Source organism: Albibacterium profundi, assembly GCF_042159835.1.
Taxonomy (GTDB): domain Bacteria; phylum Bacteroidota; class Bacteroidia; order Sphingobacteriales; family Sphingobacteriaceae; genus Albibacterium; species Albibacterium profundi.
The window spans coordinates 1,151,039-1,177,478 of sequence record NZ_JBBVGT010000002.1; the positions used below are offsets into that span (position 1 = coordinate 1,151,039).

At 39.1% G+C, this 26,440-nt stretch carries 28 protein-coding genes; 11 read left to right on the forward strand and 17 right to left on the reverse strand.

Annotated features, from left to right (window positions below; all coding sequences use genetic code 11):
• Window positions 1–136 precede the first annotated feature (136 nt).
• Together pyk and WKR92_RS06495 are read right to left on the reverse strand one after the other, a co-directional pair.
• Window positions 137–1,564, reverse strand: a complete 1,428-nt coding sequence (gene pyk / locus WKR92_RS06490) for a pyruvate kinase (RefSeq protein WP_375557009.1) — start codon at window positions 1,562–1,564, stop codon at window positions 137–139.
• A 76-nt stretch (window positions 1,565–1,640) separates the two neighbouring features.
• On the reverse strand, window positions 1,641–2,060 hold the full coding sequence (locus tag WKR92_RS06495; protein WP_375557010.1) for an IPExxxVDY family protein: 420 nt from the start codon (window positions 2,058–2,060) through the stop codon (window positions 1,641–1,643).
• 167 nt (window positions 2,061–2,227) lie between these two features.
• Between WKR92_RS06495 and WKR92_RS06500 the strand changes: the two genes are divergently transcribed.
• Genes WKR92_RS06500 through rnc form a run of 3 tightly spaced genes read left to right on the forward strand, consistent with a single transcriptional unit; the run spans window position 2,228 to window position 4,498 of the window.
• Window positions 2,228–2,464 (forward strand): acyl carrier protein, encoded by a 237-nt coding sequence (locus tag WKR92_RS06500; protein WP_118193557.1) that lies wholly within the window; start codon window positions 2,228–2,230, stop codon window positions 2,462–2,464.
• A 27-nt stretch (window positions 2,465–2,491) separates the two neighbouring features.
• On the forward strand, window positions 2,492–3,745 hold the full coding sequence (gene fabF / locus WKR92_RS06505; RefSeq protein WP_375557011.1) for a beta-ketoacyl-ACP synthase II: 1,254 nt from the start codon (window positions 2,492–2,494) through the stop codon (window positions 3,743–3,745).
• Between the two features lie 15 nt (window positions 3,746–3,760).
• On the forward strand, window positions 3,761–4,498 hold the full coding sequence (gene rnc / locus WKR92_RS06510) for a ribonuclease III (protein WP_375557012.1): 738 nt from the start codon (window positions 3,761–3,763) through the stop codon (window positions 4,496–4,498).
• Here rnc and WKR92_RS06515 read toward each other — a convergent pair.
• On the reverse strand, window positions 4,492–5,772 hold the full coding sequence (locus WKR92_RS06515; protein WP_375557013.1) for a replication-associated recombination protein A: 1,281 nt from the start codon (window positions 5,770–5,772) through the stop codon (window positions 4,492–4,494). The two genes, rnc and WKR92_RS06515, sit on opposite strands and share 7 nt — an antisense overlap.
• 133 nt (window positions 5,773–5,905) lie before the next feature.
• Here WKR92_RS06515 and WKR92_RS06520 point away from each other — a divergent pair, with 133 nt between their 5' ends.
• On the forward strand, window positions 5,906–7,009 hold the full coding sequence (locus WKR92_RS06520) for a tetratricopeptide repeat protein (protein WP_375557014.1): 1,104 nt from the start codon (window positions 5,906–5,908) through the stop codon (window positions 7,007–7,009).
• 123 nt (window positions 7,010–7,132) lie between these two features.
• Window positions 7,133–9,277 carry a carboxy terminal-processing peptidase gene (locus WKR92_RS06525; RefSeq protein ID WP_375557015.1) on the forward strand — a complete coding sequence of 715 codons (2,145 nt, stop codon included), beginning with the start codon at window positions 7,133–7,135 and terminating at the stop codon, window positions 9,275–9,277.
• Window positions 9,278–9,366: 89 nt separating this feature from the next.
• Here WKR92_RS06525 and nirK read toward each other — a convergent pair whose 3' ends face one another.
• The 7 genes from nirK to WKR92_RS06560 all read right to left on the reverse strand — a co-directional run bounded on the left by nirK (window position 9,367) and on the right by WKR92_RS06560 (window position 14,854).
• Window positions 9,367–10,503, reverse strand: a complete 1,137-nt coding sequence (gene nirK / locus WKR92_RS06530; RefSeq protein ID WP_375557016.1) for a copper-containing nitrite reductase — start codon at window positions 10,501–10,503, stop codon at window positions 9,367–9,369.
• 109 nt (window positions 10,504–10,612) lie between these two features.
• Complete coding sequence (locus WKR92_RS06535; protein WP_375557017.1) at window positions 10,613–10,939, reverse strand: metal-sulfur cluster assembly factor; 327 nt, start codon at window positions 10,937–10,939, stop codon at window positions 10,613–10,615.
• Window positions 10,923–12,191, reverse strand: a complete 1,269-nt coding sequence (locus WKR92_RS06540) for a hypothetical protein (RefSeq protein WP_375557018.1) — start codon at window positions 12,189–12,191, stop codon at window positions 10,923–10,925. Before WKR92_RS06540 ends, WKR92_RS06535 begins: the two co-directional genes overlap by 17 nt.
• Window positions 12,192–12,308: 117 nt before the next feature.
• On the reverse strand, window positions 12,309–13,244 hold the full coding sequence (ric, locus tag WKR92_RS06545) for an iron-sulfur cluster repair di-iron protein (RefSeq protein ID WP_375557019.1): 936 nt from the start codon (window positions 13,242–13,244) through the stop codon (window positions 12,309–12,311).
• 154 nt (window positions 13,245–13,398) lie between these two features.
• On the reverse strand, window positions 13,399–13,794 hold the full coding sequence (locus tag WKR92_RS06550; protein ID WP_375557020.1) for a group III truncated hemoglobin: 396 nt from the start codon (window positions 13,792–13,794) through the stop codon (window positions 13,399–13,401).
• Window positions 13,795–13,798: 4 nt separating this feature from the next.
• Window positions 13,799–14,248: an RrF2 family transcriptional regulator gene (locus tag WKR92_RS06555; RefSeq protein ID WP_375557021.1), complete on the reverse strand. Its 450-nt coding sequence runs from the start codon at window positions 14,246–14,248 to the stop codon at window positions 13,799–13,801.
• Between the two features lie 138 nt (window positions 14,249–14,386).
• Complete coding sequence (locus WKR92_RS06560; protein WP_375557963.1) at window positions 14,387–14,854, reverse strand: c-type cytochrome; 468 nt, start codon at window positions 14,852–14,854, stop codon at window positions 14,387–14,389.
• Between the two features lie 193 nt (window positions 14,855–15,047).
• On the opposite strand from WKR92_RS06560, the gene WKR92_RS06565 reads away from it, so the two are divergent.
• The 3 genes from WKR92_RS06565 (at window position 15,048) to WKR92_RS06575 (ending at window position 17,214) form a co-directional block, all read left to right on the forward strand.
• Entirely contained in the window at window positions 15,048–16,271 is a 1,224-nt protein-coding gene (locus tag WKR92_RS06565) for a hypothetical protein (RefSeq protein ID WP_375557022.1), read from the forward strand.
• 67 nt (window positions 16,272–16,338) lie between these two features.
• On the forward strand, window positions 16,339–16,797 hold the full coding sequence (locus WKR92_RS06570) for a copper resistance protein NlpE N-terminal domain-containing protein (RefSeq protein WP_375557023.1): 459 nt from the start codon (window positions 16,339–16,341) through the stop codon (window positions 16,795–16,797).
• A gap of 75 nt (window positions 16,798–16,872) precedes the next feature.
• Window positions 16,873–17,214: a hypothetical protein gene (locus WKR92_RS06575; protein ID WP_375557024.1), complete on the forward strand. Its 342-nt coding sequence runs from the start codon at window positions 16,873–16,875 to the stop codon at window positions 17,212–17,214.
• A 5-nt stretch (window positions 17,215–17,219) separates the two neighbouring features.
• On the opposite strand, the gene WKR92_RS06580 is transcribed toward WKR92_RS06575, so the two are convergent.
• Complete coding sequence (locus WKR92_RS06580) at window positions 17,220–17,531, reverse strand: MGMT family protein (protein WP_375557025.1); 312 nt, start codon at window positions 17,529–17,531, stop codon at window positions 17,220–17,222.
• A 110-nt stretch (window positions 17,532–17,641) separates the two neighbouring features.
• Here WKR92_RS06580 and WKR92_RS06585 point away from each other — a divergent pair, with 110 nt between their 5' ends.
• The 3 genes from WKR92_RS06585 to def all read left to right on the forward strand — a co-directional run bounded on the left by WKR92_RS06585 (window position 17,642) and on the right by def (window position 20,363).
• Complete coding sequence (locus WKR92_RS06585; RefSeq protein ID WP_375557026.1) at window positions 17,642–18,403, forward strand: hypothetical protein; 762 nt, start codon at window positions 17,642–17,644, stop codon at window positions 18,401–18,403.
• A gap of 114 nt (window positions 18,404–18,517) precedes the next feature.
• Window positions 18,518–19,756, forward strand: coding sequence for a M16 family metallopeptidase (locus WKR92_RS06590; RefSeq protein ID WP_375557027.1), 1,239 nt, complete (start codon window positions 18,518–18,520; stop codon window positions 19,754–19,756).
• 31 nt (window positions 19,757–19,787) lie between these two features.
• Window positions 19,788–20,363 (forward strand): peptide deformylase, encoded by a 576-nt coding sequence (gene def, locus WKR92_RS06595; RefSeq protein ID WP_375557028.1) that lies wholly within the window; start codon window positions 19,788–19,790, stop codon window positions 20,361–20,363.
• Here the strand turns inward: def and rbfA are convergent.
• From rbfA to WKR92_RS06625, 6 genes are all read right to left on the reverse strand, one after another.
• Window positions 20,360–20,725, reverse strand: a complete 366-nt coding sequence (gene rbfA, locus WKR92_RS06600; protein ID WP_375557029.1) for a 30S ribosome-binding factor RbfA — start codon at window positions 20,723–20,725, stop codon at window positions 20,360–20,362. The genes def and rbfA overlap by 4 nt on opposite strands.
• Window positions 20,726–20,752: 27 nt before the next feature.
• Complete coding sequence (hflX, locus tag WKR92_RS06605) at window positions 20,753–21,934, reverse strand: GTPase HflX (RefSeq protein WP_375557030.1); 1,182 nt, start codon at window positions 21,932–21,934, stop codon at window positions 20,753–20,755.
• Between the two features lie 89 nt (window positions 21,935–22,023).
• Window positions 22,024–24,114 carry an ATP-dependent DNA helicase RecG gene (gene recG, locus WKR92_RS06610; RefSeq protein ID WP_375557964.1) on the reverse strand — a complete coding sequence of 697 codons (2,091 nt, stop codon included), beginning with the start codon at window positions 24,112–24,114 and terminating at the stop codon, window positions 22,024–22,026.
• A 59-nt stretch (window positions 24,115–24,173) separates the two neighbouring features.
• The gene (locus tag WKR92_RS06615) at window positions 24,174–24,557 is read right to left on the reverse strand and encodes a RidA family protein (RefSeq protein WP_375557031.1); all 384 of its coding nucleotides are present in this window, start codon (window positions 24,555–24,557) and stop codon (window positions 24,174–24,176) included.
• Window positions 24,558–24,566: 9 nt separating this feature from the next.
• Entirely contained in the window at window positions 24,567–24,704 is a 138-nt protein-coding gene (locus WKR92_RS06620) for a DUF6728 family protein (protein WP_375557032.1), read from the reverse strand.
• A 122-nt stretch (window positions 24,705–24,826) separates the two neighbouring features.
• A complete protein-coding gene (locus tag WKR92_RS06625) occupies window positions 24,827–26,101 on the reverse strand; it encodes an OmpA family protein (protein WP_375557033.1) in 1,275 nt (424 codons plus the stop codon).
• Between the last annotated feature and the right edge of the window lie 339 nt (window positions 26,102–26,440).

Genomic DNA, 26,440 nt, shown 5'->3' on the forward strand with positions numbered 1-26,440 from the left:
TAGTAAGATAAAGTTTGTGTTAAGAAAGGATTATTAAAAGATGAGCAACAAAAAATTAGTTCATAAAAAAAGCGTCTGTATGATATCATACAGACGCTTTTTCATGATCCCGATATTCCAGGTTATTATAAGCAGGTTAAATCGCTGCCACTTTGATCATGTTGGTTTTTCCTTTCTCCTCAATCGGAATGGATGCTGTGTTCACAACAAAATCTCCCTTATTAATCAGGCCTTTTTCTAAAAGGGCATTGTTCACATCTTTAATCGTGACGTCCGTACTTTCATAACCGTCATAATAAAAACCTGTAACCCCCCAAACGAGACTTAAGGTATTTAATAAAGATGTATTTCCTGTAAAGATATAGACATTTGATTTGGGTCGATGGCTCGAGATCTCAAATGCAGTATAACCTGAAGATGTCATAGCTACAATGGCCTTAGCGGCAATCTTCTCAGCCAGGAATACAGATGAGCTACATATGTGATCCGGCACCAAATTAACCTGATCTAGTTTCGTTACTTTTTCAGTAAAATATGGATAAGAAGTTTTCTCGACATGAGTAATTACTTTTGACATCGTTTCAATCACGATTTCCGGGAACTCGCCTACAGACGTCTCGCCGCTCAGCATAACAGCATCCGCTCCATCCAATACTGAATTAGCCACGTCATTTACCTCAGCTCGCGTTGGGCGAGGTGTAGTAATCATACTTTCAAGCATCTGAGTTGCAATAATAACGGGTTTTGAAGCATCACGGCACTTCTGAACGATGATCTTTTGAAGTCCTGGAACTTCCTCCATCGGCATCTCTACCCCTAAGTCACCGCGTGCTACCATAATGCCATCAGACGCTTCTATGATTGCATCGATATTTTCAATGGCTTCGGGTTTCTCAATTTTTGCTATGATTCTAGCGGTTTTGTTCTGCTCCTTAATGTGTTTACGAAGTAATTCTATGTCAGCCGCAGTACGAACGAAAGACATGGCTACCCACTCGACATCAAAAGATAGAGCAAAGTTCAAATTGTCAATATCTTCCTCTGTCAATGATGGAATTGAAATTTTAGTGTTGGGTAAGTTTACACCTTTTCTAGAAGTAAGTACTCCACCGTGCACAATTTCACAGTCTACTGTATCCTGACGATTAGTCGCAAGTACACGTAATTGAATTTTTCCGTCATCTAATAAGATGATTTCATTTTCCGATACGTCGTTTGGAAAATTCGGATATGTAATGTAAATATTTTTCTCATCTCCTATTTGCTCATTAGTTGTGATCGTTACATTATTTCCATTAACTAATAGCGCTCCTCCTTCCTTCATTTTTCCAATTCGAATTTTGGGACCTTGTAAATCCGCCAAAATAGAAAGTGGTACGTTATACTCATCGATGATCTCGCGAATGGTTTCAATAGCCTTTTGATGATCTTCTTGGCTCCCATGGGAGAAGTTTAAACGACATACATCAACTCCGAGGGCTACCATGTTAGACAGAATGTCTTTGCTAGTAGATGCAGGCCCTAATGTGGCAACAATCTTAGTTCTCTTTTGAACTTTATTCATATATGTTAATCTTACGTGTCTATTACACAGTTTGTTATATATTATAAGTGTTAGTTATACACCCAATAATATGTCGCTAAAATACGAGATTTTCTTTGGATTTCAACTTTTCGGGATCAATTTCGGTAGCCACTACAACATCAGGTATACTATTCAGTGATTTATGTAGATTTTTCAAATCCTCATCGTCGATGAACTCTTTGATCAGTAAAAAATAGTCGGAACCTCGCAACTCAGGAAGCAAGTATCCAGACTCGACACCCTTATTTGCTATAACATAAAACTCAGTCCCGGTATTATCGCTTATATATGAATATTTACTAAAATACAGCGATGTGGAGCTTGTCATCCAGGTTTCATGATCTGCTGTTTTTTCAAGGTTCAGACCCGTATATTTGTTTATGTAATAACAAAATCGATAGTCTTTTAACGGGCAAGTGATCGCGATTAATAGAAAATCGAGATCAATTTCGTATTTTAAGGTAATTTTATTCAATTATCTTTCGTATTTTCACACGAAGATAATAAAAACAAAATTCATTATTAATTGATTAATAGATATATTTCCTATCAAAACTGCCGGTAAAAATTAAAAAGATTTGATATGTGATTTAATTTATTTTTCTTTGCATTTGATTTATTAAACATTAAACTATAAAAATCATGTCTGATATCGCTTCAAGAGTAAAAGCAATTATCGTTGAAAAATTGGGTGTTGACGAAAACGAAGTTACACCAGAGGCTTCATTCACAAATGATTTAGGAGCGGATTCGTTAGATACCGTAGAACTAATCATGGAATTTGAAAAGGAATTCAACGTTGCCATTCCTGATGACCAAGCTGAAACGATCAGCACTGTAGGTCAAGCTGTGACCTATTTAGAAAAGAATGTAAAATAACTAATTTCATTAAGCCAAAATTTATACATGGAGCTTAAAAGAGTAGTTGTAACTGGGCTCGGTGCACTTACTCCAATTGGTAATACTGTTCCAGAATACTGGAACAGTTTAGCAAATGGAGTAAGTGGTGCCGCTCCAATCACTCGTTTTGATGCTAGTAAATTTAAGACCAGGTTTGCGTGTGAAGTAAAGGACTTCAATGCTGAAGACTTTATGGATCGTAAAGAAGCACGCAAGTTGGATCCTTTCGTTCATTATGCATTAGCCTCAACCGATGAAGCTGTTAAAGATGCGGAATTGGATTTTGAGAAACTCGATACAAACCGTATCGGTGTTATTTGGGGTTCGGGAATTGGAGGCCTAAAAACATTCTTAGATGAAGTGACAAACTTCTCCAATGGTGATGGGTCACCACGGTTCAACCCCTTTTTTATACCAAAAATGATTTTGGATATAGCACCGGGGCATATCTCGATGAGATATGGTTTACATGGACCTAACTTTTCAACTGTTTCTGCATGTGCTTCATCAACCAATGCGCTAATTGATTCACTAAACTACATTCGTTGTGGTTATGCGGATATGATTATCAGCGGAGGATCAGAGGCAATCATCAATGAGGCAGGTATTGGCGGTTTCAATGCGATGCACGCACTTTCAACCAGAAACGACGATCCAGCAACTGCGTCACGTCCGTTCGATAAAGATCGCGACGGGTTTGTAGCAGGCGAAGGATCCGGAACCATTATTCTGGAGAGCTTGGAACATGCAAAGGCTCGAGGAGCCAAAATTTATGCTGAATTGGTTGGAGGCGGCATGAGTGCAGACGCCCACCATATTACAGCATCACATCCGGAAGGTTTGGGCGCACGTTTAGCCATGGTTAATGCTATGCGTGATGCACACATTTCTACGGACAACATTGACTATATCAATGTTCATGGTACATCTACGCCCGTAGGTGATATCAGTGAAACAAAGGCCATTATGGATCTTTTTGGACAACATGCATTTGAGTTGAACATTAGTTCAACAAAATCAATGACGGGACATCTATTGGGTGCAGCTGGTGCAGCTGAATCAATAGCCTGTATATTGGCAATTAAGAATAGCGTTGTTCCTCCTACAATCAACCATTTTACTGATGACCCTGCTTTGGACCCAAAGCTAAATTTCACGTTTAATACGGCACAGAAACGGGATATCCAGTATGCCCAAAGTAATACCTTTGGTTTTGGTGGTCATAATGCTTCGGTTGTCTTTAAAAAATACGAGGAGTAAAATGATCTAAAGGCTATGCCTATTTCCAGAATCTATAAACTCCATATTTCTTCTGAACGCGAATACATTCGAGCTTTAAGAAATCTTTTGGGGTTTGTCCCGGGAAATGTACGCCTTTATCGAATGGCTTTTAGACATAAATCTGCTGCCATTGTCATCAACGAGAATGAAAGCGCGAAGAATAGTAATGAGCGTCTAGAATTTTTGGGTGACGCTATCCTTGGTTCAGTAGTAGCAACCTTGCTCTTTAAAAAGTACCCATTTAAAGGTGAGGGTTTTCTAACGGAAATGCGCTCTAAAATTGTAAGTCGCGCAAACCTAAACATCCTTGCAAGGAAACTGGGTCTTAATGAATTAATAGAGTACGATATGCGAGTGATGACCTATCCGCATAGGCAAAGTTCATTATTGGGGGACGCATTTGAGGCTTTGATCGGGGCCGTCTATCTAGATAAAGGCTACGAGAAAACGCAACGATTTATTTTAACTCGGATTATAGCCCCTTTTGTTGATATCCAACAACTCGAGAATACGGAAATGAATTTCAAGAGTCGCCTTATTGAGTGGTGTCAACAGAATAATAAGGAAATCCAATTTGTGAAAGTAAAGAACAATGAGGAAGATCATTCACGTTTGTTCACTGTGGATGTCCTGATCGACGGTGAAGTGCGAGGAACGGGCCAAGATTACAACAAGAAAAATGCAGAAAAAATAGCTGCAGAGAAAGCCTACGAAGCGTTAGCCGCTCAATAGCCATACTTGTCTTTCCAATTATTCCTTAGTTTTTCACGTAGTCTATTTTCGGCTGAATTATTACCAGGCTCGTATAGCTTAGTACTGCTGACTTTTTCTGGCATAAACTCTTGCTGTACGAAATTACCCTCATATGCGTGTGAATATTGATAATCTTTCCCGTAACCAATGTCTTTCATTAATTTAGTCGGCGCATTCCGAAGATGCAAAGGAACAGGCAGATCACCTGTCTGACGGACTAAAGCTTGCGCCTTATTAATAGCCTCATACGAGGCATTACTCTTGTCGCTAGACGCTAAATAGGTGACAGTTTGTGAAAGGATAATTCGAGACTCCGGCCAGCCGATAACAGAGACTGCCTGAAAGCAATTGTTTGCTAAAAGAAGCGCATTGGGGTTCGCATTTCCAATATCCTCTGATGCCAAGATCAACAACCGACGAGCGATAAATTTAGGATCTTCTCCGCCTTCGATCATTCTAGCCAACCAGTAAACAGCTGCATTCGGGTCGCTTCCACGAATCGATTTGATAAATGCAGAAATAATATCATAATGTTGCTCTCCGGATTTATCATAAAAGGCTAGATTTTGTTGAACTAATTTCAACACGAGAGCATTGTCAACAGGAGAGGATTCGATTTCTTTCGCGTTAGACACAAGCTCTAACAAATTTAAAAGTTTACGGGCATCACCACCCGATATGCGTAATAATGCATCGTACTCTGTAATTTGTAGTGACTTATTTTTTAAAATTTCATCTTTTTTAATGGCACTATCTATTAGATGGATCAGATCTCGCTCATCGATAGACTTCAAGATATATACCTGACAACGCGATAGTAAGGCTGAAATGACTTCAAAAGAAGGATTTTCTGTAGTCGCACCAATCAAGGTCACCAGGCCACTTTCAACAGCCCCAAGGAGTGAATCTTGTTGTGATTTCGAGAACCGATGGATCTCGTCGATAAATAGAATGGGCTGCTCGGTTTGAGCTTGACGAATAGCTTTCGCTTTACTGATAACATCTCTGATATCCTTTACACCTGCATTAATGGCACTCAGGTTAAAAAATGGACGACCTAACGTTTCTGCGATAATATTTGCCAAGGTTGTCTTGCCCACACCTGGTGGCCCCCAGAGAATCATAGAAGGTATATTGCTATTTTCTATAGCGTTGCGTAATACTGCATTAGGGCCCACGATGTGTGTCTGTCCAATATACTCATCCAAGGACTTAGGGCGGAGTCGTTCTGCTAAAGGAGGTAAAGTTGCCATCTTTAAGCAAAAATAGTTATTTTTTTCCCGAAAGCACCTGTCTATCACGCGGAGACAGCGGGTAGAAAAAATTTGCATTATATTTGTAAGTATTAGTTATTATAAAACAGGTATTGGTTTAACAGGTGTATGTATGAAAAATGGGTTATGGGTTTATTGTTTGATACTTCTTTTAAGTTTATCAGCATTTGAAAGTAAGGGTCAGACGAAGTTTAGCCAACCTTCTAATTATAATGAACAATTCTCTGGCATCGGTCCCAAAGTATATATCTTACCTCCTCCTAAAACAAAAATAGAGATCATTCAAGGTCAGTATTCTGCAAAAAAGAAGGAACAAAGTGAATTGCTTTCCTTGATTGAACGTCAACAACTGTTCGAGAGGTTAAAAAAAGTGGACAATGGCGAGCTGCCCTTTAAAATAACAAAGGACACCTCAGTTGTTAGTCGCGAGGAACAAGTGACGGCAGCCATAAATTATTATAATCAGATTAATAATCTTGATTCTGTATGGGCCTGGCAGAACCACTTGGGAATCATCAAGCTGTTAAAAGGGGATCACGATTCGGCACGAGAGCTGTTTTTAGAGGTGACAATAGAATACGAGCTATTGGGTGACAATAGAAAAAACGTTGCCATCCTCAATAACTTGGCGATTCTTGAGAATGATGCGGGAAATTTAACCAACTCATTGAGGTATTACGATAAATTAATTGCCATAGCGAAAGCGAACAAAGATATTTTGGCAGAAGGTTTATATACATTGGCAATCGCTAATATCGAGGCTAAACTGGGCAATTATCAAGCCGCGCATAATGTAGTCCTAACTCGCAGCTTTCCACTCTTGCAGAAATCGAAGAGTTATCCAGATATTGTAGACGCTTTAAACACCTTGGCTTTAATCAAGGAAAACGAAGAAAAATTTGTAGAAGCAAAATGGATTTACCTACAGGCAGCGGATGTGGCGACCATGCACAAAGATGAAAAAGGATTGGCAGAGAGCTTATTTAAGATAGCTGAGTTAAAGAATAAAATCGGGGACGGAGCTTTAGCAATAGATGACTATAAGCATGCGAAAGAACTGGCCATTAAACATCAGATGGAAGCATTGTTAATTGAAATAGAAGATGGAATTGGCGATGCTTATCTTAATACAGGGAAATACACAGAGGCCGCTTTAGCTTTAAATTCTTATAATATCCTCAAAGTGGAATTTATTAACAAACAAATTCTAATGTAAAAAAGTCAATACTATGTGAGGATTCTTTTTAATCTCTCACAAATATCATAGGGCTCTCGCTAAAAGTGGATTTTATTTTGTTAATTTACAGTAGGAGCTTTATAAATTTATCAAGTTTATAAAATGAGTTACAAATCGTTTCAAGAAATGTTAAAAAAAGTATTTTTAGCCATATTTATAGCTGCGGCTATTTCATGCAGTGCGGGTGCGCGTGTAGATTTAAATGGGGAGGAACCGGGTACACTGCAACCTAACGCGGCACAAAGTGTAATCGTTAAGGACTTAGTGAGCCTGTTCGAAACTGTTCATTATAAGAAAGTTCCTTTTAATGACTCTCTCTCATCAGAAATATATGATGTATACATTAAGACGCTTGACGAAGGGAAGAACTATTTCTTAAAAAGTGATATTCAAAGCTTCGAACAGTATCGTCCAGTTTTGTTAAAGGACTTAACTGAAGGGGACCTGAGCGCTATGTTTCACATTTTTAATGTATATCAAACGCGGTATCTTGAAAGGCTGAACTATGCGGTTTCTTTAGTTGATACAGAATTCGACTTCACCAAAGACGAGGAATACATATATAATAGAAAGGACGAGGACTGGTTTGGATCTGAAGAAGAAGCTGAAGACACATGGAGAAAGCGTGTGAAATATGATATGCTTACGCTAAAGATTAGAGAGGAAGAGGGAAAAGAGGATCGGCAAAAAAGGATTGAAACCTTAACCGACCGATACAACAACCTGATATCACAAGCAGAAAAGACTAATAATGATGATGCATTTCAAATCATTATGAATGCGTTCACAGGTGCCATTGACCCGCATACGAATTATTTTAACCCTTCTTTTGCACAGGCATTCAACGAAGACATGGCTAGGACCTTTGAAGGGATTGGCGCACGCCTGATGATGGATAATGAGGTTGTTAAAATTTCAGAAGTTTTGCCGGGCGGACCTGCGTTCAAAGATAAAACGCTACAGGTCGATGATCGGATCATCGGTGTAGCCCAAGGAGATGACGAGTTTGTCGACATCGTCGGATGGCGCTTGGATAATGCTGTTTCAAAAATTAAGGGTCCGAAGGGCACTGTAGTTCGGCTAAAGATTATTCCGGCTGGACAAGAACTAACTTCACAGCCAACGATTGTATCTCTCACCCGTGACAAAATTGTAATGGAAGAGTCTTCAGCGAAGAAGGAAACAAAAACCGTTACCGGACAGGATGGGAAAACCTACAAAGTTGGAGTTATAAAGATTCCTGGCTTCTATATTGACTTCGAAGCTTATAATGCAAAGGATCCTAACTATAAGAGCACAACACGGGATGTTAAACTTATTTTGGACACACTTAAACAAGAAAATGTGGACGCAATCTTAGTAGATCTACGCGGTAATGGTGGCGGATCACTAATGGAAGCGATTGAGCTTACCGGATTGTTTATTAAAAGCGGACCAGTGGTGCAAGTTAGAGACACACGGAATCGGATCGAAGTAGATAGTGATGACGATCCAAGCATTTTATGGGATGGGCCTATGGGTGTAATGATCGATCGCTTTAGTGCATCAGCATCCGAGATATTTGCTGGGGCTATTCAAGATTATGGACGTGGGTTGATTCTTGGTACCCAAAGTTATGGAAAAGGGACTGTGCAGTCGGCAATAGACATGGCGCGTGTCATCAGTCCGGCTAACCGTCTATTACTTAAAGCACAAAGTTCCACTGCTACGAATGATGCCGAGCTGCTTGCAGACGGCGCGCCGGCCTTTGGCCAGATTAATATTACGATGGCTAAATTTTATCGTATAACCGGTAGCAGTACGCAACACAAAGGAGTAATACCTGATATCAAGTTCCCGATGATCTATCCAGCAGACAAGTTTGGCGAGAGCTCAGAACCGGCTGCCTTACCTTGGGATCAGATCAACGCAACTAAGTACTCGCCAGTGGCAGATTTAGGTCCGATCATCGACAGCTTAAATATCAGTCATGAGAGCCGTATGGAAAAATCGCCGGAATACGAAAATCTATTGGAGGATATTGCATATCTAAAGGAGAGAGAAGGTGAAACCAGCGTTTCTCTACAGGAAACAAAGCTTCGGGCCGAACGGGCAGAGAACGAAAAACGATCAAAAGCTAGACGGGAAGCACGCCAAGCATCCTTAGGCTTACCGGAGGATTCAGAAGAAGGCTCAACGACGGATGTAGATTTTATTGAAGAGGAGAGCTTGAAAGTGATGGCTGATATGATTGGCCTTATCAGCTAACTTGCTTAGAAATAATTAATCACGAATAATAAAGGGGCGGTATCGATCGATACCGCCCCTTTCACTATTAACAACAAATCAAAACATGCTTATTTGATAGGGCCAGCTTCTGAAATTTCTTTCATCAGTGCGTTATCCCACTCACCCTCAGCCTTAACTTGTGCTACTGCACCAAAGGCTACTGCTTCAATCAAATTGTGATTCAAGAAGGTATATGTTCCTGGCTCTCTGAACTTATACAAGGCTGCTGCTGCTGATCCACCCGGAATTGCCCAAGTCTCAAAATCCGTATAAGGGGTATTGCTAAATTTACCTCCTGGCCAGAACAAGTCGGCGTGGCCTCCAATTAGGTGAAGACGAGTATCTCGATTCGCTTGACCGCTAATGAATAATACATTATCCCCAACATTTACGCTCATTGCATTTTTACCTGTAAGCGAGTTTCTTCTTCCATTGAATACAATGTGTGTTGGTATCAACGTTCGGATCGATTGTTCCATTTCCGACATGCTTTCATTGGCAGTCGCTATGCTCTTAAATGAACCGTCTTCATTTTTCGGCAAATAGTAATCTTGTTCCATAACGTAGAACGCTTTATCGTATTTCACCAATTTGCCCTTCTCATCTTTCAGTCCTTCTCGTGGCAATACCATAATTGCGCCGTTCATCCCTGAGACAACGTGCATCGGTGTCATCATACCTCCAGGTGCACAATGGTATACAAACACACCTGCTCTAGTTGCTCTAAAACGGAAGGTTACTTCTTCGCCTGGGTTCACCTTCGAGATGTCTGCACCCCCTTCATGTCCGGTCGCGGAATGAAAGTCGATGTTGTGCATCATTGTATTCGTCGCAGGGTTTTTTAATGTTAACTCGACGAAGTCATTCTGATGAACGACGATCAATGGTCCCGGTACTGAACCGTTAAATGTTAAAGCCCAGATAGAGTCGCCAGGTGCTACCTCCATTTTCTTTTCTTCAATTTCAACTGTTACTTCAACTACCTTAGGTCCGCCAGTCGCAACTTGTTCGTGTTCGGGGACAAGCGGCGGCATTACCATCTCCTGCGTTATTCTTTCTAAATCATCTCCCTCACCTTCAAAGGTTGCTTCCATCACGCCTGGACCGCTGCTTTGTCCACTACACGCAGCGAACAATGCAGTCATGGCAACGATACCGATTGGAACGAGCTTTTTGACTAAATGTTGGATGTTTACTTTTTTCATAACCAATTAATTAAATTTTATTTATTGTTGCTTTTCTTTTAAGACAAAAATACCATAATAGTTAACAATAAACAGTGACTAGTATCATTTCCGTAGTTGATTTTAAGTACTAAAACCCAAGCTGTTCGCGCCCTGCCGCTGATATCTCTTCAAATGTCCATACTGGATCCCAAACTATTTCTACAATAACATTTGCATTGGGAAATTTTTCATTCACAGCATTTTTGACACCCTGTTCTATCGCATGTCCTAAAGGGCAGCCCTTCGACGTGAGTGTCATAACTACTTTGATCTGCCCGGGAATCGACAGGTCGATATCATAAACCAAACCAAGATCAATGATATTAACCATAAGTTCAGGATCATTAACCTGATAAAGGGCCGTCATGATCTCTGATTTCTCTGAGAAATAGGGATCGCTAATTTGTAATTCCATGACTAATGGGTTTGTGAAAGAAAACTTTAGCTACGTTTACAACATACAATATAGCCACGAGTATCCACAAGATGAGACTAGCTTTTATAACAACCGTGATGCTGAGAACGACGCCAATACTGAGTGAAATAAGTGCAATTATGAATAATATAAACTGGTATCGAAGATATTTTTCATTATATAGATGCTTTGGTAATGGGATGCCTTTACGCCCGTGAGAGTTTTCATAATGTTTGTTCCAAACTATGAAAGGTAAGGTCTTAAATGTCTTGCCAAATATAATACCGCTTACCCATCCAAGGATGATAAATACTCCGTATAGAATACTCCATTGGTTAGCTGAAACGTTTGCTAAAACAGGAACCAGAAAAATAGCTCCAATCAAAGATAGTAATGAAATTAACGTATACTTCATTTGCATATCAACCCGCTTTTTTACTCGATTAAGGAATACATCACCAAGATAATAAATCCATGTAACAATACCTACGACAATAATGATGAAATAAAAATACATCCTAAATGAGCTCCCAAAACATAACTGATCAATAGCGAAACCGACAAGACCTATGTTTTGAAACATAAGAGATATCTTTAGTAGATATTCTTTCTTAGATTTCCCAAATAAAAACATCGGTACGAGCTTAGAGCTAACGCCCGTAATTAGCTGAAGGAACCAACCGGCAAAACCCATATGCGCATGAGCTTTAAGAATTTCCATGTGGCTTACCGGTAGGTATGGAGTGTAAAGATTGACGGCGAGCATGAGGCCGACTGACACAGTCAAAAACAACCAAATTCCCGAAATCACAAGAAAATAACGTTGGATATTTGTTTCTGCCTTTTTCGACGTGCGTATTACATTAATATTGTACAACAAGACTCCGATGAGAATCATTGTTCCGCCGACGATCATAGGTGAACCAATTAAAAACTGCCAAAAAGAAAAAACAAGAAAAAGCGTCCCAAACAAGAGAAACCAATAAGATGCATAAGCTAAGCTCGAACTATAAAGAGGCTTACCGAAAATAACGGGAAGCAGCTGATAGGCTGCTCCAAAAATAATCATCGTCCCCCATCCTAAAACAGCTAAATGAACGAGGGCCAAAGTTTCAGCTTTAAAAAAATGATCTTCAAATCGGTCTGCAGCAATAAACATTAAAACGCTCAATAGAAAGAAAAAGATAGCCGCTGTACCATAAAATGGCAAAATAGTTGAGTAATCTGTTGTTTTTGAGTTTCCGGATATCATAGGGGATCTGTTGGCAATACTTTCGCTAAAATTCAAAATAAGCACCCCCTGTCTCGAGGATGCTTAATGGTAAATAAAACATTAAAAGGAAACCTTAAATGCCGTTAAATGTTTGATTTAGTTTTGAGTTTCTAAATCAATCGCCTTTGGAAATAAAATATTATTTTCCAAATGGATATGTTTAAAAGTATCATCTTCAAACTCTTTTAACTTTTCAAATAAATACATATACGAATTACATGCTTCAGCCGGCAATGTGTAATCATCCGTAAGTTTTCGAAGTTGGCGCAAATCTTCACCGGTATGATCATGATCTTCATGCATCATTTTTATAATCATTTCTATTGAAGGTTTTTCTGTCCGCTTGCCATTCTTGCTGAGTTCTTTTATTGCCGGAAACAATATAGTATCTTCTTTAGAAATATGATCTAATAAATCATTCATTAAGGCTTCAACTTTTTTGTTTACTGACCATAGCTCGGGATGTTGAGCACCATGATGTTGAGCTACTTTGTTTGCTAGACCCATAATCACGGTTGAATTTTCTTTTACATATTGATGGTGCGTATTAGAAATAAAGTCAGCAAGAAAATCGATTTTCCATTTGTTGTAATCTTGCGACGCTGCAGTGGTAACCGTATCGGCTTCCTCTAATTCCGTTTTTAATTCTTCTTCTGAGATTCCTGCTTCTTCACTAGCCTCTTTTAACGTCTTTTCGCCACCACAACAAAAATCTATTCCGAATTTCTTAAAAACTTCTGCCTTGCGATAATCTTTTGCGGCAATTGAGCCTACCGTTTCCGCATTGGTATTACTATCCAACTTGTTCTTAGCAATTTTTACGAGCCAAGAGGTTGGCCCTTGCTCTAGATACTCCCAGGTAAAAATCGCTCCTCGCTCTCCCAATAATTGATAATAAAGTGGTTTAGGATCATGATCATTGTGAATAATAAAGTTTTCACCGGGACGGAGGGCATCAAAATATTGAAAAATAGTCGGATGCTTTAACCTAGGCTCAATTGTTGTAACATCGAGTGTTTCTGAAGTAATCATAATAATGTCTTTTTAATTCTATTAACTTGTTGATTTAACAATTCAAAAGTAATGTATTTGAAATAATAAAAGATGTTTTTGTCTTTTATTATTTCAAATACTGCTGTTTTTTACAATAGAATGAAAATAAACCTAAAAAATACGCTGTCAGCTATCAGCTTAGTGGCTTATTGCTGGACTGAAAATACTTTATTTTGGTTTCGAACATTAAAGCCATCTTATCAGCTCTCCATTTTGCCTCATCTGCTATCTTACCCGCAAAAAGGTCGTCTACCGTTGCATTAAATAACCTAAGCCAGGCTTGAAAATGATGATGATCTACAGGTAAATTGGCATGAGGAACGAATGGGCTTCCATAATAGGTATGCTCTCCCAACAAGACTGTCTGCCAAAACGTGTACATTATATTCAGATGTTGTGGCCATCGATCTTGAATAATTCCATTAAAAATAGGTGCTAGTAGCTCATCCTCCCGCACCTTATCATAGAAGACATCGACTAATTTCTTGATGTCATCTAGGTTTTCGATATCTTTTTTTTCAACTGTCATTATACTAGCAAATTTTAGTGGGAAATAAGCGAAGGTATGCTTCCTTATTCTTAAGCAATTCGTTATAGTCTGTTATTTTAGAAGATGTTAACATAGAGGACATGTCATTTCTAATCTTCTTGAACTCGCTATGGATAGGACATGGATGAACTTCAGAACAGTACCCCAAACCCAAACCACAGTTTACAAATAGCTTGTCGCCGTCAATTGCACGAACCACGTCAGCTAATGTTACTGATGAGTCACTATCGATAAAGAAGCCACCATTCGGCCCTTTAAAAGATCTTATCAAAGTCTTACGGCTCAAGTCCTGCAGAATCTTTGCAATAAAATGCTCAGGTGAATCTATCCCTTTCGCAACCTCCTTAACGCCAACTTTGAGACCTTCATTCGATTTTTGAGAAATAAAAATCATCGCCCGAATGGCGTATTCACATGTTTTAGAAAATATCATCTTTTAAAATATAGTACAAAGGTAAACATTTTTAACAGAAGAGTTTTTTATCCTCTTTAGGCACAAAAAAAGCGACAGCCCTATAAGGGGGCTGTCGCTTAATAACATTTAAGGAAGATCGTACTTCCTGAAAACTAACTAGTTTGCATCGTTGGCGTGGAAGAAGCTGACAATAGAAAGAGCATCATCGTCGCTCAATGCCTGATCTGGCATTCTAACCATACACACTTCCAGTTGTTCTTGTAAAGCTGGATCAAGATCAATCATTTCGTCGGTATTGGTTAAGAAGTTCATGATCCATACTGGCGTTCTCCGTTCACTTACTCCTGCAAATCCAGGACCTACGAGTTGTTCATCTGTTAACTTGTGACAGCTTTGACACTTTGCACTATAGATAGCGTTACCTTTTTCAGTGAGTTGCGGTTCCATTGCAAACTCAAAATTCTCTTCGGTAAATTTGCCGTGACCGACTACTTCGTCGTATTCGATTTGAGCGGCTTCTGGAGTATCCTCTTCAGTGGCCGTTTCTGCCGTACCCGCTGTATTATCCGTGTTGTTACTCTCACTATTAGAATTGTTACCACAAGCGTAAGCAAACACCACCATAAGAGCCAAATAACATAGTTTTTTCATAATTTCGATAATTTTACTTTAGTATGATATTTAACAAATATAGAAATCAATTGTTTATTTTAATATGATATATATCACAATCTTGGATGTTTGTTTAAACTTCTACTAATTCCAAAAAGATTATATTTGGGACAAAACCATTAATTTGAAAACAAACCCACCTATTATGACTATTAAAAGATGGATTAAAATCACGGTTTTTAGTATTTTCCTCGTTGCCGTTCTTGGAGTTTTATTGCGTTACAAAATCACATTTTCCTTACCGGTCATAAACCAAAAATATCTACAGCATAGCCATTCACATTTTGCGATGGCCGGGTGGATTACGCAAATAATCATGATATTTCTGTCACACAACATTTCTACATTATTCGGCGAAGAACATTTCAAGAAATATAATTTCGTTTTATTTTTCAATCTCGTTTCCGCATATGGGATGCTGGTTTCATTTCTGTTCCAAGGCTATGGCGCTGTTTCGATCTTCTTTTCCACATGTTCGATTTTAGCCCTGTACTATTTTGCGGTTCAGCTTTGGAGGGATATGTCGAAAGCTCCCATCAAGTTGCCTAGTTTTCGCTGGTTTAAAGCCTCACTCGTTTTCGCAGCTTTGTCAACGCTAGGAATCGTGTTTCTTGTCTACCTTATGATGTCAAAGAACAGAGACATTAATGTGCAGCAAGCAACAACCTATTATTTTCTTCATTTTCAATATAATGGTTTCTTCTTTTTCGCCTGTTTTGGTCTGTTCTTAAATATACTGCGAGAAAAAGCGATAAGCATACAGAATTTGAGTAAATTCTTCTGGGTTTACAGCATTGCGACGACGATATCATACTTTCTTTCAACACTGTGGATGCACTTTACGACAGGTGTCTATTTAGTTATCGCAGTTTCAGGGATTGTATTGACCCTCGGCTGGCTGTGGTTTTTAAAGAAACTAAAACCCCACTTGACACAACTGAACAAAAGCATCTCTTCGCAAGTTAAATGGCTATTATTGTTATCGGCGACAGCCTATACAATCAAAGTAGTTCTCCAAACAGGCTCTATCGTTCCGTCATTAAATAACATGGCGTTTGGATACCGTCCCATCGTTATCGGCTACCTTCACTTAGTCTTTCTCGCAGTAATTACAATTTTTATTTTAGCCTATCTATTAGACAGGCAATATATACGCTATAGCAAATTACTTTGGATCGGAATTGTTATCTTTATCGTTGGCATTATCGCCAATGAAATAGCGTTAATGCTTCAAGGACTATCTGCTATGCGCTATAAACTGTTGCCATTTATTAACGAAATTCTGTTTGCTATAACGGCATTAATGCTGATCGGCACATGCATCATTAACATAGCTATACAAAAGAAAATAAACGAAACCGGAAAATAATCAACTTATTATACTATTAGCCTTATTAATTGCGTTATTGGTATTGATATTATCGTAAAATCTTTTCATGAAAGACAAATTAGTTCGACTACTTCTTATTATCTCGATTTCTTATACTGGTTGCTCTCCGAAGGTGGGACAGAAAGTAACTTCCCATCCAAATGAAGTAAATTTAAATGAATGGACGCCTCGAGGTCCATTGTTTTTTGTCGCACCATCCGGAGTATATAAGGGTGCCATTCCTTGCAGCGATTGTCCGGGTGTGGAGGTTACGCTAAACTTTAAGGATGATAACTCACTTGTCAAATCACAACGATACATTCAAAGTAAGACAAAGAAAACCTCTAAGCACACCGGTAGCTGGGTTGTTATTGAAGATAATATCGTACGTGTAACTTTTTCAGACAATAGTCCGCAAGAGTTTTATAAAGCTCAAAATGGAGGACACTTAATCTTGTTGAACAATGAAAAGGAGCTGAAAATTGATCCTGCACAAGCTCAGTTTTTCATATTTAACCCAGACTAAAAAGAGAAACCCGAACAAGCAAACAATCTAATCTATCTGGCGTTTAATTCATATTATAACTTTATATATTATACTATGAGTACTTCTGCTTCAATGACCCCTCTATCTCTTGTGATGAACCGGCTAACGGAAAAAGGATACGGAAATGAATTTAAAATTGGCCGAGATGGCGCCTATCTGGATGGTAAAAGTAAACGATATAATCCCCAAGAACTAACCATCGTCAAAACATATAGATTTGAAGGGACTTCTGATCCAGCAGACATGGGTGTGCTTTATGCAGTTGAAGGAGATGACGGCCAACAGGGTATGATCCTAAATGCGTATGGCACCTATTCCGATCAAGATCAGGAGTTCTACGATAAATTTATTCTTGAGGTAAAGGTAGACGAACGTGATGACTTAATTGTGGATTAATCCTTTCACTTGAAACAAGCCCAGAATAGCTTTTTAAATCCGATAATTGAATCTTGGCGAATCTCAATACGTTCGTTTTCCAAAAATTCTTGGACTCTGGTAGACCTACAACTTATCCTGCCACTGCTGCTGACTACCCTATGTGCTGGTACCGGAGGCTGTACATCGCCCGAGATACGCATAGCGTACCCTACTCGACGCGATGCTTTAGGTTCACCCATCGCTTTCGCAATAGCGCCATATGTCGTTATCCGTCCCTCCGGAACTTGACGAACAAGTTGATAAACACATTGGCAAAACTCCTCTTTGGACCTCATCTCGGTTAAAATTAAAAACAAAAGTGCTTTTTATTTTAAATCTATGTAATATTTACATTACATTTAAACATCTTGAGTAGCACTCCGTCAAAAACTCAATATTTACAATCATGAACTTCAATCTACTCTCAATTGTTTTCTCTGTTTGCTTACTAGTAAGTTCGACTGCATCTGCACAAGAACTACTTCCATGGAAGCAAGATATTAAAATCGATGCTAGTTTCGTCGACTGGCAGGAGGATAGTCTTCGCTATTTTTATGAGGAGCAAGGGCTGAAGTATGCTATCTCAAACGATGAAAGCTATTTATATATATTTATTAAGGTGCCGCACCAAGGTCAACAGTTAAAGGCCATTTATAATGGGTTTAACATTACCATCAGCGAAAGTCCAAAAGAAGAATCGGGCTCGTCTGTCATATTCCCCTTGCCCGACAAAGCAGCATTGCAAGCCGTCAATGCAGAAACAAATTTTGAAAAAGCTGCTAATCGCCGTCAATTTGGATTGGAGACCATTCGTGCCATTTACGTACGTGGCTTCGATGAGATCGTTGACGGTATGATTTCAATCCGCAACACATACGGCGTAAAGCCGGCAATAAGAATCGACTCGTCGGATGTATTAAACTACGAACTGGCAATACCTCTAAATAAACTAAAAATCGATACTAATACTTCTTTTGCGATAAACTTGCGCATTAACGAAATCATAACTACTCGTTACACGGATCCAGGATTTAGACGATATCGATATGGCTACCCCTACTACGGTCGAAGTCCGTACGGTCTGACAAGACCAAGATCGGGTATTTCCAGAAAAGAAGTTCCGGGTGTCTGGCATACGGTAAAATTGGCAAGTCACTCTAGTCAGTAATAAATGCAAAAGTGAATATATACCAGGCGAACTTCTACCGTACTCAACAAACGCTTGTCTGATCGAAATAGCCTATCATATGCGTTCAACTTTATTTTTTAACTTTGTCCGCTAATGGATCATCATATTCTCACTTTAGAAAACGGCCTGCGAGTCGTTTTTAACCCCACTCGATCAGTTATCACTCACGCTTGTATGGTCGTTAATGTTGGGACCAGAGATGAGCCGTCAGGAGAATTTGGCATTGCCCATTTTATAGAACATTTACTCTTTAAACGAACAAAAAGGAGAAACACCAACCAAATATTAAACCGACTGGAGTTAGTTGGTGCCGACTTAAATGCATATACGACAAAGGAATATACATGCATTCATGCGTCTTTTCTTCACACGCATCTAACAAGGGCGATCGACTTGTTCGAAGATATACTATTTAACTCCACGTTCCCATCAGATGAAATCGAAAAAGAAAAAAATGTAATACTTGATGAGATTAGCTCCTATCAAGATAGTCCGGAAGAAGCGATTGCAGACGACTTCGAAGATATGATTTTTTCTGAAAGCGGACTGGGTCATAATATTCTCGGTACCGAAAAAGACTTAGCTTCACTCAACAAAACTAAAATAGCAGTTTTCGTAGAAAAATATTACCAGCCTGAGAATATGGTACTCGGAATAACGGGCGACTATACCCTTAACCAAGTTAAACGAATTGTTGACCGATATTTCGGCAATCGTAAAAGCAAAAGCGTAACGCATATCCGTACTCCACCATCAGAGCCTTTATCTCAGAAAGTGACCCTAACTAGACCGATAAACCAAGCACATTATATGCTCGGCACAAGCGCCTACCCGATAAGTCATGAGAAAAAGATGCCGCTCATGGTATTAAATAACTTTTTAGGCGGCATGGGGATGAGCTCACGCCTTAATTTACTCGTTAGAGAGAAGCATGGAATCGCATATATCATTGAATCCAACTATACCGCGTATTCTGACACCGGAATCTTCTCTATATATTTTGGAACCGAACATGAGAAAGGAAGAAAGGCATTAGCCTTGGTACATGGCGAATTGAAAAAAACTCGAAACAAAAAGATGGGAAGTGTCCTGTTAAAACAGGCAAAAAATAAATTTATTGGCCAAATAGCATTAGGAGAAGAGAATAGGATGTCATTGATCATCGCAATGACGAAAAACTTAATGGATCTAGGATATGTTCAGACATTGGATGAACTTTACAATCAAATTGAGGCAGTAACAGCTGAAAATATATGGGAAGTAGCGAACGATATCTTCGCTCCGGACCGAATAAACACCTTGGTTTTTGAGCCTTCATTTGATAAAATTTAATAAATTAGCACTTTAAAAGTTAAACAATTTAATGAAATTACCGATCATTGCTTACGGCGATCCCGTGTTAAGACAGAAAGCGAAAGAAATTGATGAGGATTATCCAGAGTTGGATAGCCTTATTGCTAATATGTTTGAAACAATGTATGCAGCATCAGGGGTTGGCATCGCAGCACCACAGATAGGGAAATCAATTCGTTTGTTTGTAATAGACGCATCTCCATATGAAGAAGATGAACCACAATTGAAGGATTTTAAGAAAGTATTCATTAACCCGATTATTGTACAAGAGGACGGAGAAAAGTGGGCTTCAAGCGAGGGCTGTCTAAGTATTCCCGACATACGCGAAGATGTTTACCGACTCCCCACGTTAACTATCAACTACTTGGACGAAAACTGGGAAGAGCATGAAGAAACATTTGACGGCCTAGCCGCTCGCATCATCCAGCATGAATATGACCATATTGAAGGAAAGTTATTTACCGACAGGATTACCCCACTTCGTAAAGCATTGCTAAAAAGCAAATTAGACGCAATCGCGAAGGGGAAGGTTAACGTTGATTACAAGATGAAGTTTCCTGTTCTAAAACGAAAGAAGAGATTTTAATCCTCTTTATCTTTATTTATCTCACCGAATAGCTTATCAATGTGCTCTCGATATTCTTGACTATCGTCAACAAAAAACTCTAAGTTAGGAACACTTTTCGCTTGATTTTTAATTTTGTTTCCTAATTTATAGCGAATTTCGCTGGTTCGGGATCGAATCTGATCAATTGCTTCTTGCGAAGATTTGGCACTTAAGAAGCTTAAATAAACTCGAGCAATTCCTAAATCTGAGGTTACCCTTACGTTAGTAACCGTTATCATAACGCCAGGCAACCAACTCCCTCCTTCACGAAGAAAAATATCACCTAGGTCTTGTTGAATTATCTTACCAAATTTTTGCTGCCTTTTACTTTCTGTTGTCATAATGATAACTTATTAAGATATAGTTTTTTAATACAAAAGGTTGTCGTGAGGATAACGGGACTTGTGTATTGTCACTACCTCCTTGTAGACCAAATGTCTTAACTCTTCAATATTATCCCGCTCGGTAGCGGATATAAAAATCGCTGGGCTCGAATTCTTCTTCATCCAACTGTTTTCAAAATCTTTAATCGTATAATCTTGACCCGACTCATCCTTCCGATCGTTCTGAAAAATATCTATCTTATTAAAAACTGTAATAATAGGTTTATCTAAAGCGCCAATATCTTTCAGCGTCTCGTTTACCGCACTAATTTGATCCTCAAAATTGGGATGAGAGATATCAACCACGTGAAGTAAAACGTCGGCTTCTCTGACTTCATCTAGTGTTGACTTAAAACACTCGACCAAATGATGTGGCAATTTTCTAATAAAACCCACCGTGTCTGATAACAAAAAGGGGAGGTTATCGATGACGACTTTTCTCACGGTCGTGTCAAGCGTAGCAAATAATTTATCCTCCGCAAAGACATCCGACTTAGAAAGCATATTCATAATCGTCGATTTCCCGACATTCGTGTAACCTACTAAAGCTACACGAACTAATTGTCCCCGATTCTTTCGTTGTGTCTCATTTTGCTTATCAATAGCCTTTAGCTTGTCTTTTAGAAGCGAAACTTTGTTTAAAATTAAACGCCTGTCAGTCTCTATTTGGCTCTCACCCGGACCGCGCATCCCAATTCCGCCTCGCTGTCGCTCAAGGTGAGTCCACAAGCGGGTAAGACGAGGAAGTAGATATTGCAATTGAGCCAATTCAACTTGTGTTTTTGCCTGAGCGCTCTTGGCTCGTTTAGCAAAAATATCCAGGATCAGATTACTTCGATCGAGAATTTTAACTTTCAGTTCTCTCTCAATATTCCGTAACTGCGTGGGCGACAGTTCGTCATCAAACACAACGATGTCAATTCCCTCCGCATTTACGTAATCTTTAATCTCATCAAGTTTCCCACTCCCTACAAAAGTAGACCGATCTGGCTTTTGCACCTTTTGCGTAAAAGAAAAAACGGTCTCTCCGCCGGCAGTATCCACTAAAAATGCTAATTCTTCTAAATACTCACGCTCCAATTCTTCATCCTCTGCCGGTGTAATGATACCGACAAGCACTGCTCTCTCAGGCTGTATTGCCGTGTCAAAATATTTTGCTCTCGCCATTAATTTAATTTTTCTCGATGTCACCATCCATATGATGGTATCTTATTAGATATCTAATATCTTAACAAAGCATAAAGATAGGTGTTTTCTTAAGATATTTTTTCCCAGCCAATACCACCTGATTTCTGTGTGAGAAGTGTCTTTATCAACACATTCTCCTTCTTTTCCAAACTCGGATCTTCATCGAATATTCGCATAACCTCAGTTCTTACCATTTGTAATAGCTGTTGATCGGTTGTTAAATCAGCAATTTTCAAATCGACAATGCCGCTTTGCTGTAAACCTGCAATATCGCCTGGACCTCGTAATTGCAAATCTGTCTCTGCAATTTCGAACCCATCGTTTGTTCTAACCATCGTCTCCAATCTGATTTTGCTTTCTTTACTAAGCTTATCTTTTGACATTAAGACACAGAACGATTGTTCCGCACCACGTCCTACTCTGCCCCTTAATTGGTGCAACTGTGACAGTCCGAACCGTTCAGCGTTTTCAATAACCATAACGGAAGCGTTAGGCACATTGACCCCTACTTCAATGACCGTCGTGGCGACCAAAATCTGAGTTTCCCCCTTTGCAAAGCGATCCATTTCCGATTCCTTTTCTTTGGGAGTCAACCGTCCATGCACAATTCCGATTTTATAGGTAGGCAAAGGAAACTCTCTTTCCAAAGCCTCCATACCTGCTTCTAAGTATAATAAATCGAGCTTCTCGCTTTCTTCGATCAACGGATAGACTACATACACCTGACGTCCTTTAGATATCTCTTCTCGCAACAGGCCGAACATTCGTAAACGCTGATCTTCTTTTAAATGCACCGTTACAATCGGTCGTCGTCCGGCAGGCAACTCATCAATAACAGAGATATCTAAATCACCATATAAGGTCATTGCTAAAGTACGCGGTATTGGTGTTGCAGTCATGACCAACATATGTGGCGGAATCGTATTTTTCCTCCATAGCTTAGCTCGTTGCTGCACCCCAAACCTGTGTTGTTCATCAATGATAGCTAAACCTAGGTTATCAAACTGAACCTTGTCTTCTAGTAGCGCATGGGTACCTACAAGGATCTGCAGCTCACCCTGCTCTAAACTACTGTAGATTTCCTTTCTCAACTTCTGTTTTGTAGACCCCGTCAGCAATTCAATTGCAATATCGTTTCCCACCAGACTTTTCAATCCTTGATAATGTTGTTGTGCCAAGATTTCCGTTGGTGCCATCAAACAAGCTTGATAACCATTGTCTATGGCCAGCAACATACTCATCAGAGCCACAATAGTCTTCCCACTTCCCACATCGCCTTGGAGAAGCCTATTCATTTGAGCACCATGAACAGTATCCTTCCGGATTTCCTTTAACACACGCTTCTGTGCGTTCGTCAACTCAAATGGGAGCTTCTTTTTGTAAAACAAATTAAAATATGCTCCCACTTTTTCGAATACAGGCCCCGCGAATCGATTACTGCTCGCCATTTTAGTTTTTAATACCTTCAACTGAAGAATAAATAATTCCTCGAACTTCAGTCGATACTTTGCTAGGGCAAGGGTTGTTGGGTCTTTAGGGAAATGGATATGGTGCAATGCCGTCTTAAGAGGTACCAGGTTGTGCTTGTTAACTATCTCTGGAGGTAAGCTTTCCTCAATTTTAAGCAATTCAATTAACACGCCAATCAACTTCGATATACCTTTACTGTCTAAAGACAATCGCTTTAATTTCTCTGTAGAGCTATATACCGGTTGAAATGCACGTTCGGCTCGTTTAGCTTTATAAACTTCCACTTCTGGGTGGGAAATGGAAATTTGACCATTAAATAAACTTGGCTTACCATAAATGATGTAAACCTGACCAACCGTGAGCGACTTCTCAATCCATCTAAGACCCTGAAACCAAACTAATTGTGCTAGCCCGGTATTGTCCTTTACGGTTGCAATTAGTCGCTTGCTCCGCTTCTCTCCCTGAATACTGTAATTTATAAGACGACCAACGAACTGCACGCCGAGTGCATAGGGATCGATGTTATTAATTTTATGAAATATTGTGCGGTCTACATATCTAAATGGATAAAAGTGTAATAAATCTCCGAAGGTGAAAATATTCAATTCCTTGTTTAGGACTTCGGCACGATGCGGCCCTACTCCAGTCAAGTATCCAATAGGAGTCTTCAAATTGAATTCTGTTACCATCAATTTTATGAAGTTTAATAGGTATTTCCGAGGGAAACAAACTTTGCGAGCAATGCTAATTACTCTTGCTTGAACGCAATCGCAGATATTTCCACTCTTACATTTTTCGGCAAAGTTTTCACTGCTACAGTCTCGCGTGCGGGTGCCTCGTCATCGAAATACCCACCATACACGCGGTTAACATCATTGAAATGGCTCATATCCGATAAAAATATGGTCGTCTTAACTACATCTTGAAAGCTACAACCTGCTTTGGACAGGATTGCATTTATGTTTTCCATCACCTGCTTGGTCTCGGCTTCAATATCGTCGACGATGATTTCACCACTACTAACAGACAATGGAATTTGACCAGATATGTATAAGGTACCTCCCGCCTTGACTGCTTGATTATAAGGGCCAATGGGAGCTGGCGCCTTAGATGTATTAACTATTGATTTCATTTTGATAATCTAAAAGAATAAATACTCTATTAATTTATATAGGAGTCCTACAATAAACACGATGATTGCAATCTTATTAAAAGTATGCATCACCTTTAAGTTGAAACTTTTAGGCCTATTCTCTTTTCTCTTTCCAAAAAAATACATAGAACGAAGTTACATTTGATTGTGGAATATTCAAAGGAAGGACTCTATAAATAAAGAAGGGTTCAGCGAAATTCGCTGAACCCTTCTTTATTATTATTTAATACTACTGTATTAAAATTCAACTATTTGCTGAATTCTACACGACGGTTCTGGATACGTCCTGATTCAGTAGCGTTAGATGCAACTGGTTGAGTTTCACCGTAACCAACTACTTCTAATTTGTTAGCATCAACGCCAGAGTTTACTAAGTAGTTTTTCACAGCGTTTGCACGGTCTTTCGACAATTGCATGTTATAATCTTCAGTACCTTCAGCAGAAGCATGTCCTTCTAAAGTAAGAGCATTTCCACTGTCACGTAGATCTTGTGATACTTTATCTAACGTTGGGTAAGAAGACGTTTTCAATACATAGCTATCAAATTCAAACTGAATTGGAGAATAATCACCAACTACTGCTTCCTGAGTTTCAGGGAATTTGATTGGGCAACCTGATCCGTCAACTACAGTTCCTGCAGGAGTATCTTGACATTTGTCAAATCTGTCAGCAACACCGTCACCGTCAGAATCTCTTCCTAACTCATCAACAGTACCTTCTAATGTAGTTACACGTTGTTTTAAAGCTTCAACTTCGTTTCTCAATTCTGGGTCTCTCAACTCATCATAAAGATTAGCAACTGGGTTGTTCCACTCTAAAGAAGGTTTGTCTTTGCTTCCTAAGATGAATTCTAATCCAGCATAACCGTAGCTATAGTGGTCTAATGAACCGTTATTAGCCCATACTCCATCTAAGTTATCAGCATTTAAGAAGTTCATTTTGTAACCTAAATCTAAGTTAACAACACCTCCTAATTTGAACTTAACACCACCACCTACAGGGATTACTTGTTCAGTTCTGTCTTGTCCGTCAACATTTGGACCTTCAACAACTTCGTAATTTGCGATGTTATAACCAGCAGATAAGTAAAAACCTACTGAATTTTCACGACGCAAGAAGTCGATAGCTCCAAAGTGGAAGTTACCGGTTAAACCTGTTTGCCAGTTAAGATCTGTCTTGTAGGCGTCACCGTACTGCCAGTTATCATTAACTTCTGAAGGCTCACCAGACGCTTCCAATGATCCTCTTAAGAAATCAGCTTGCATTGAGAAGTGTGGAGAGAATTGCTTACGGATGTTAGCTCCATATCCTAATGTGATTTCAGGATGAGAGTTATCTCTCAAACCACCGATAACTACAGCTGGTGATAAAGCTCCAGCGTTAACGCCGATAGACCAAGTTCTGTATTGGCTTCTTCCGCCAAAAACTTTTGCTGGCTCCTGTGCATTAGCAACGTCAGCATAACCTATCGCGGCTACCAACGTGCAAGCTAATGCTGCTTTTTTAATTGTAGAATAGTTCATACTCTGTTTTTTTTTAAGGTTAAAAATTTTAATTGTATAATTTTTATACAAAAATAGTTAATAGTTTGATTTACGCAACAAAAACAAAATCCGTACCAATCTTCACTTTCCCTACAAAAACCTTGCTTTTAGTATGAAAAACTTAAATCAAACAAGGACGTATTTTATAAAATATACGTTAATGCCATCATTACGCATATTTATACGCCTTGAAACAATAATCATTCCAATAGACACCCACTCGTCAAAATTTTAAGAAAAACATCTATTTATGGTTAATTTGATTATATTTTATTTTTGATGGAGGTCTTTTCAGCACAAATGTCCACTATATAAGCC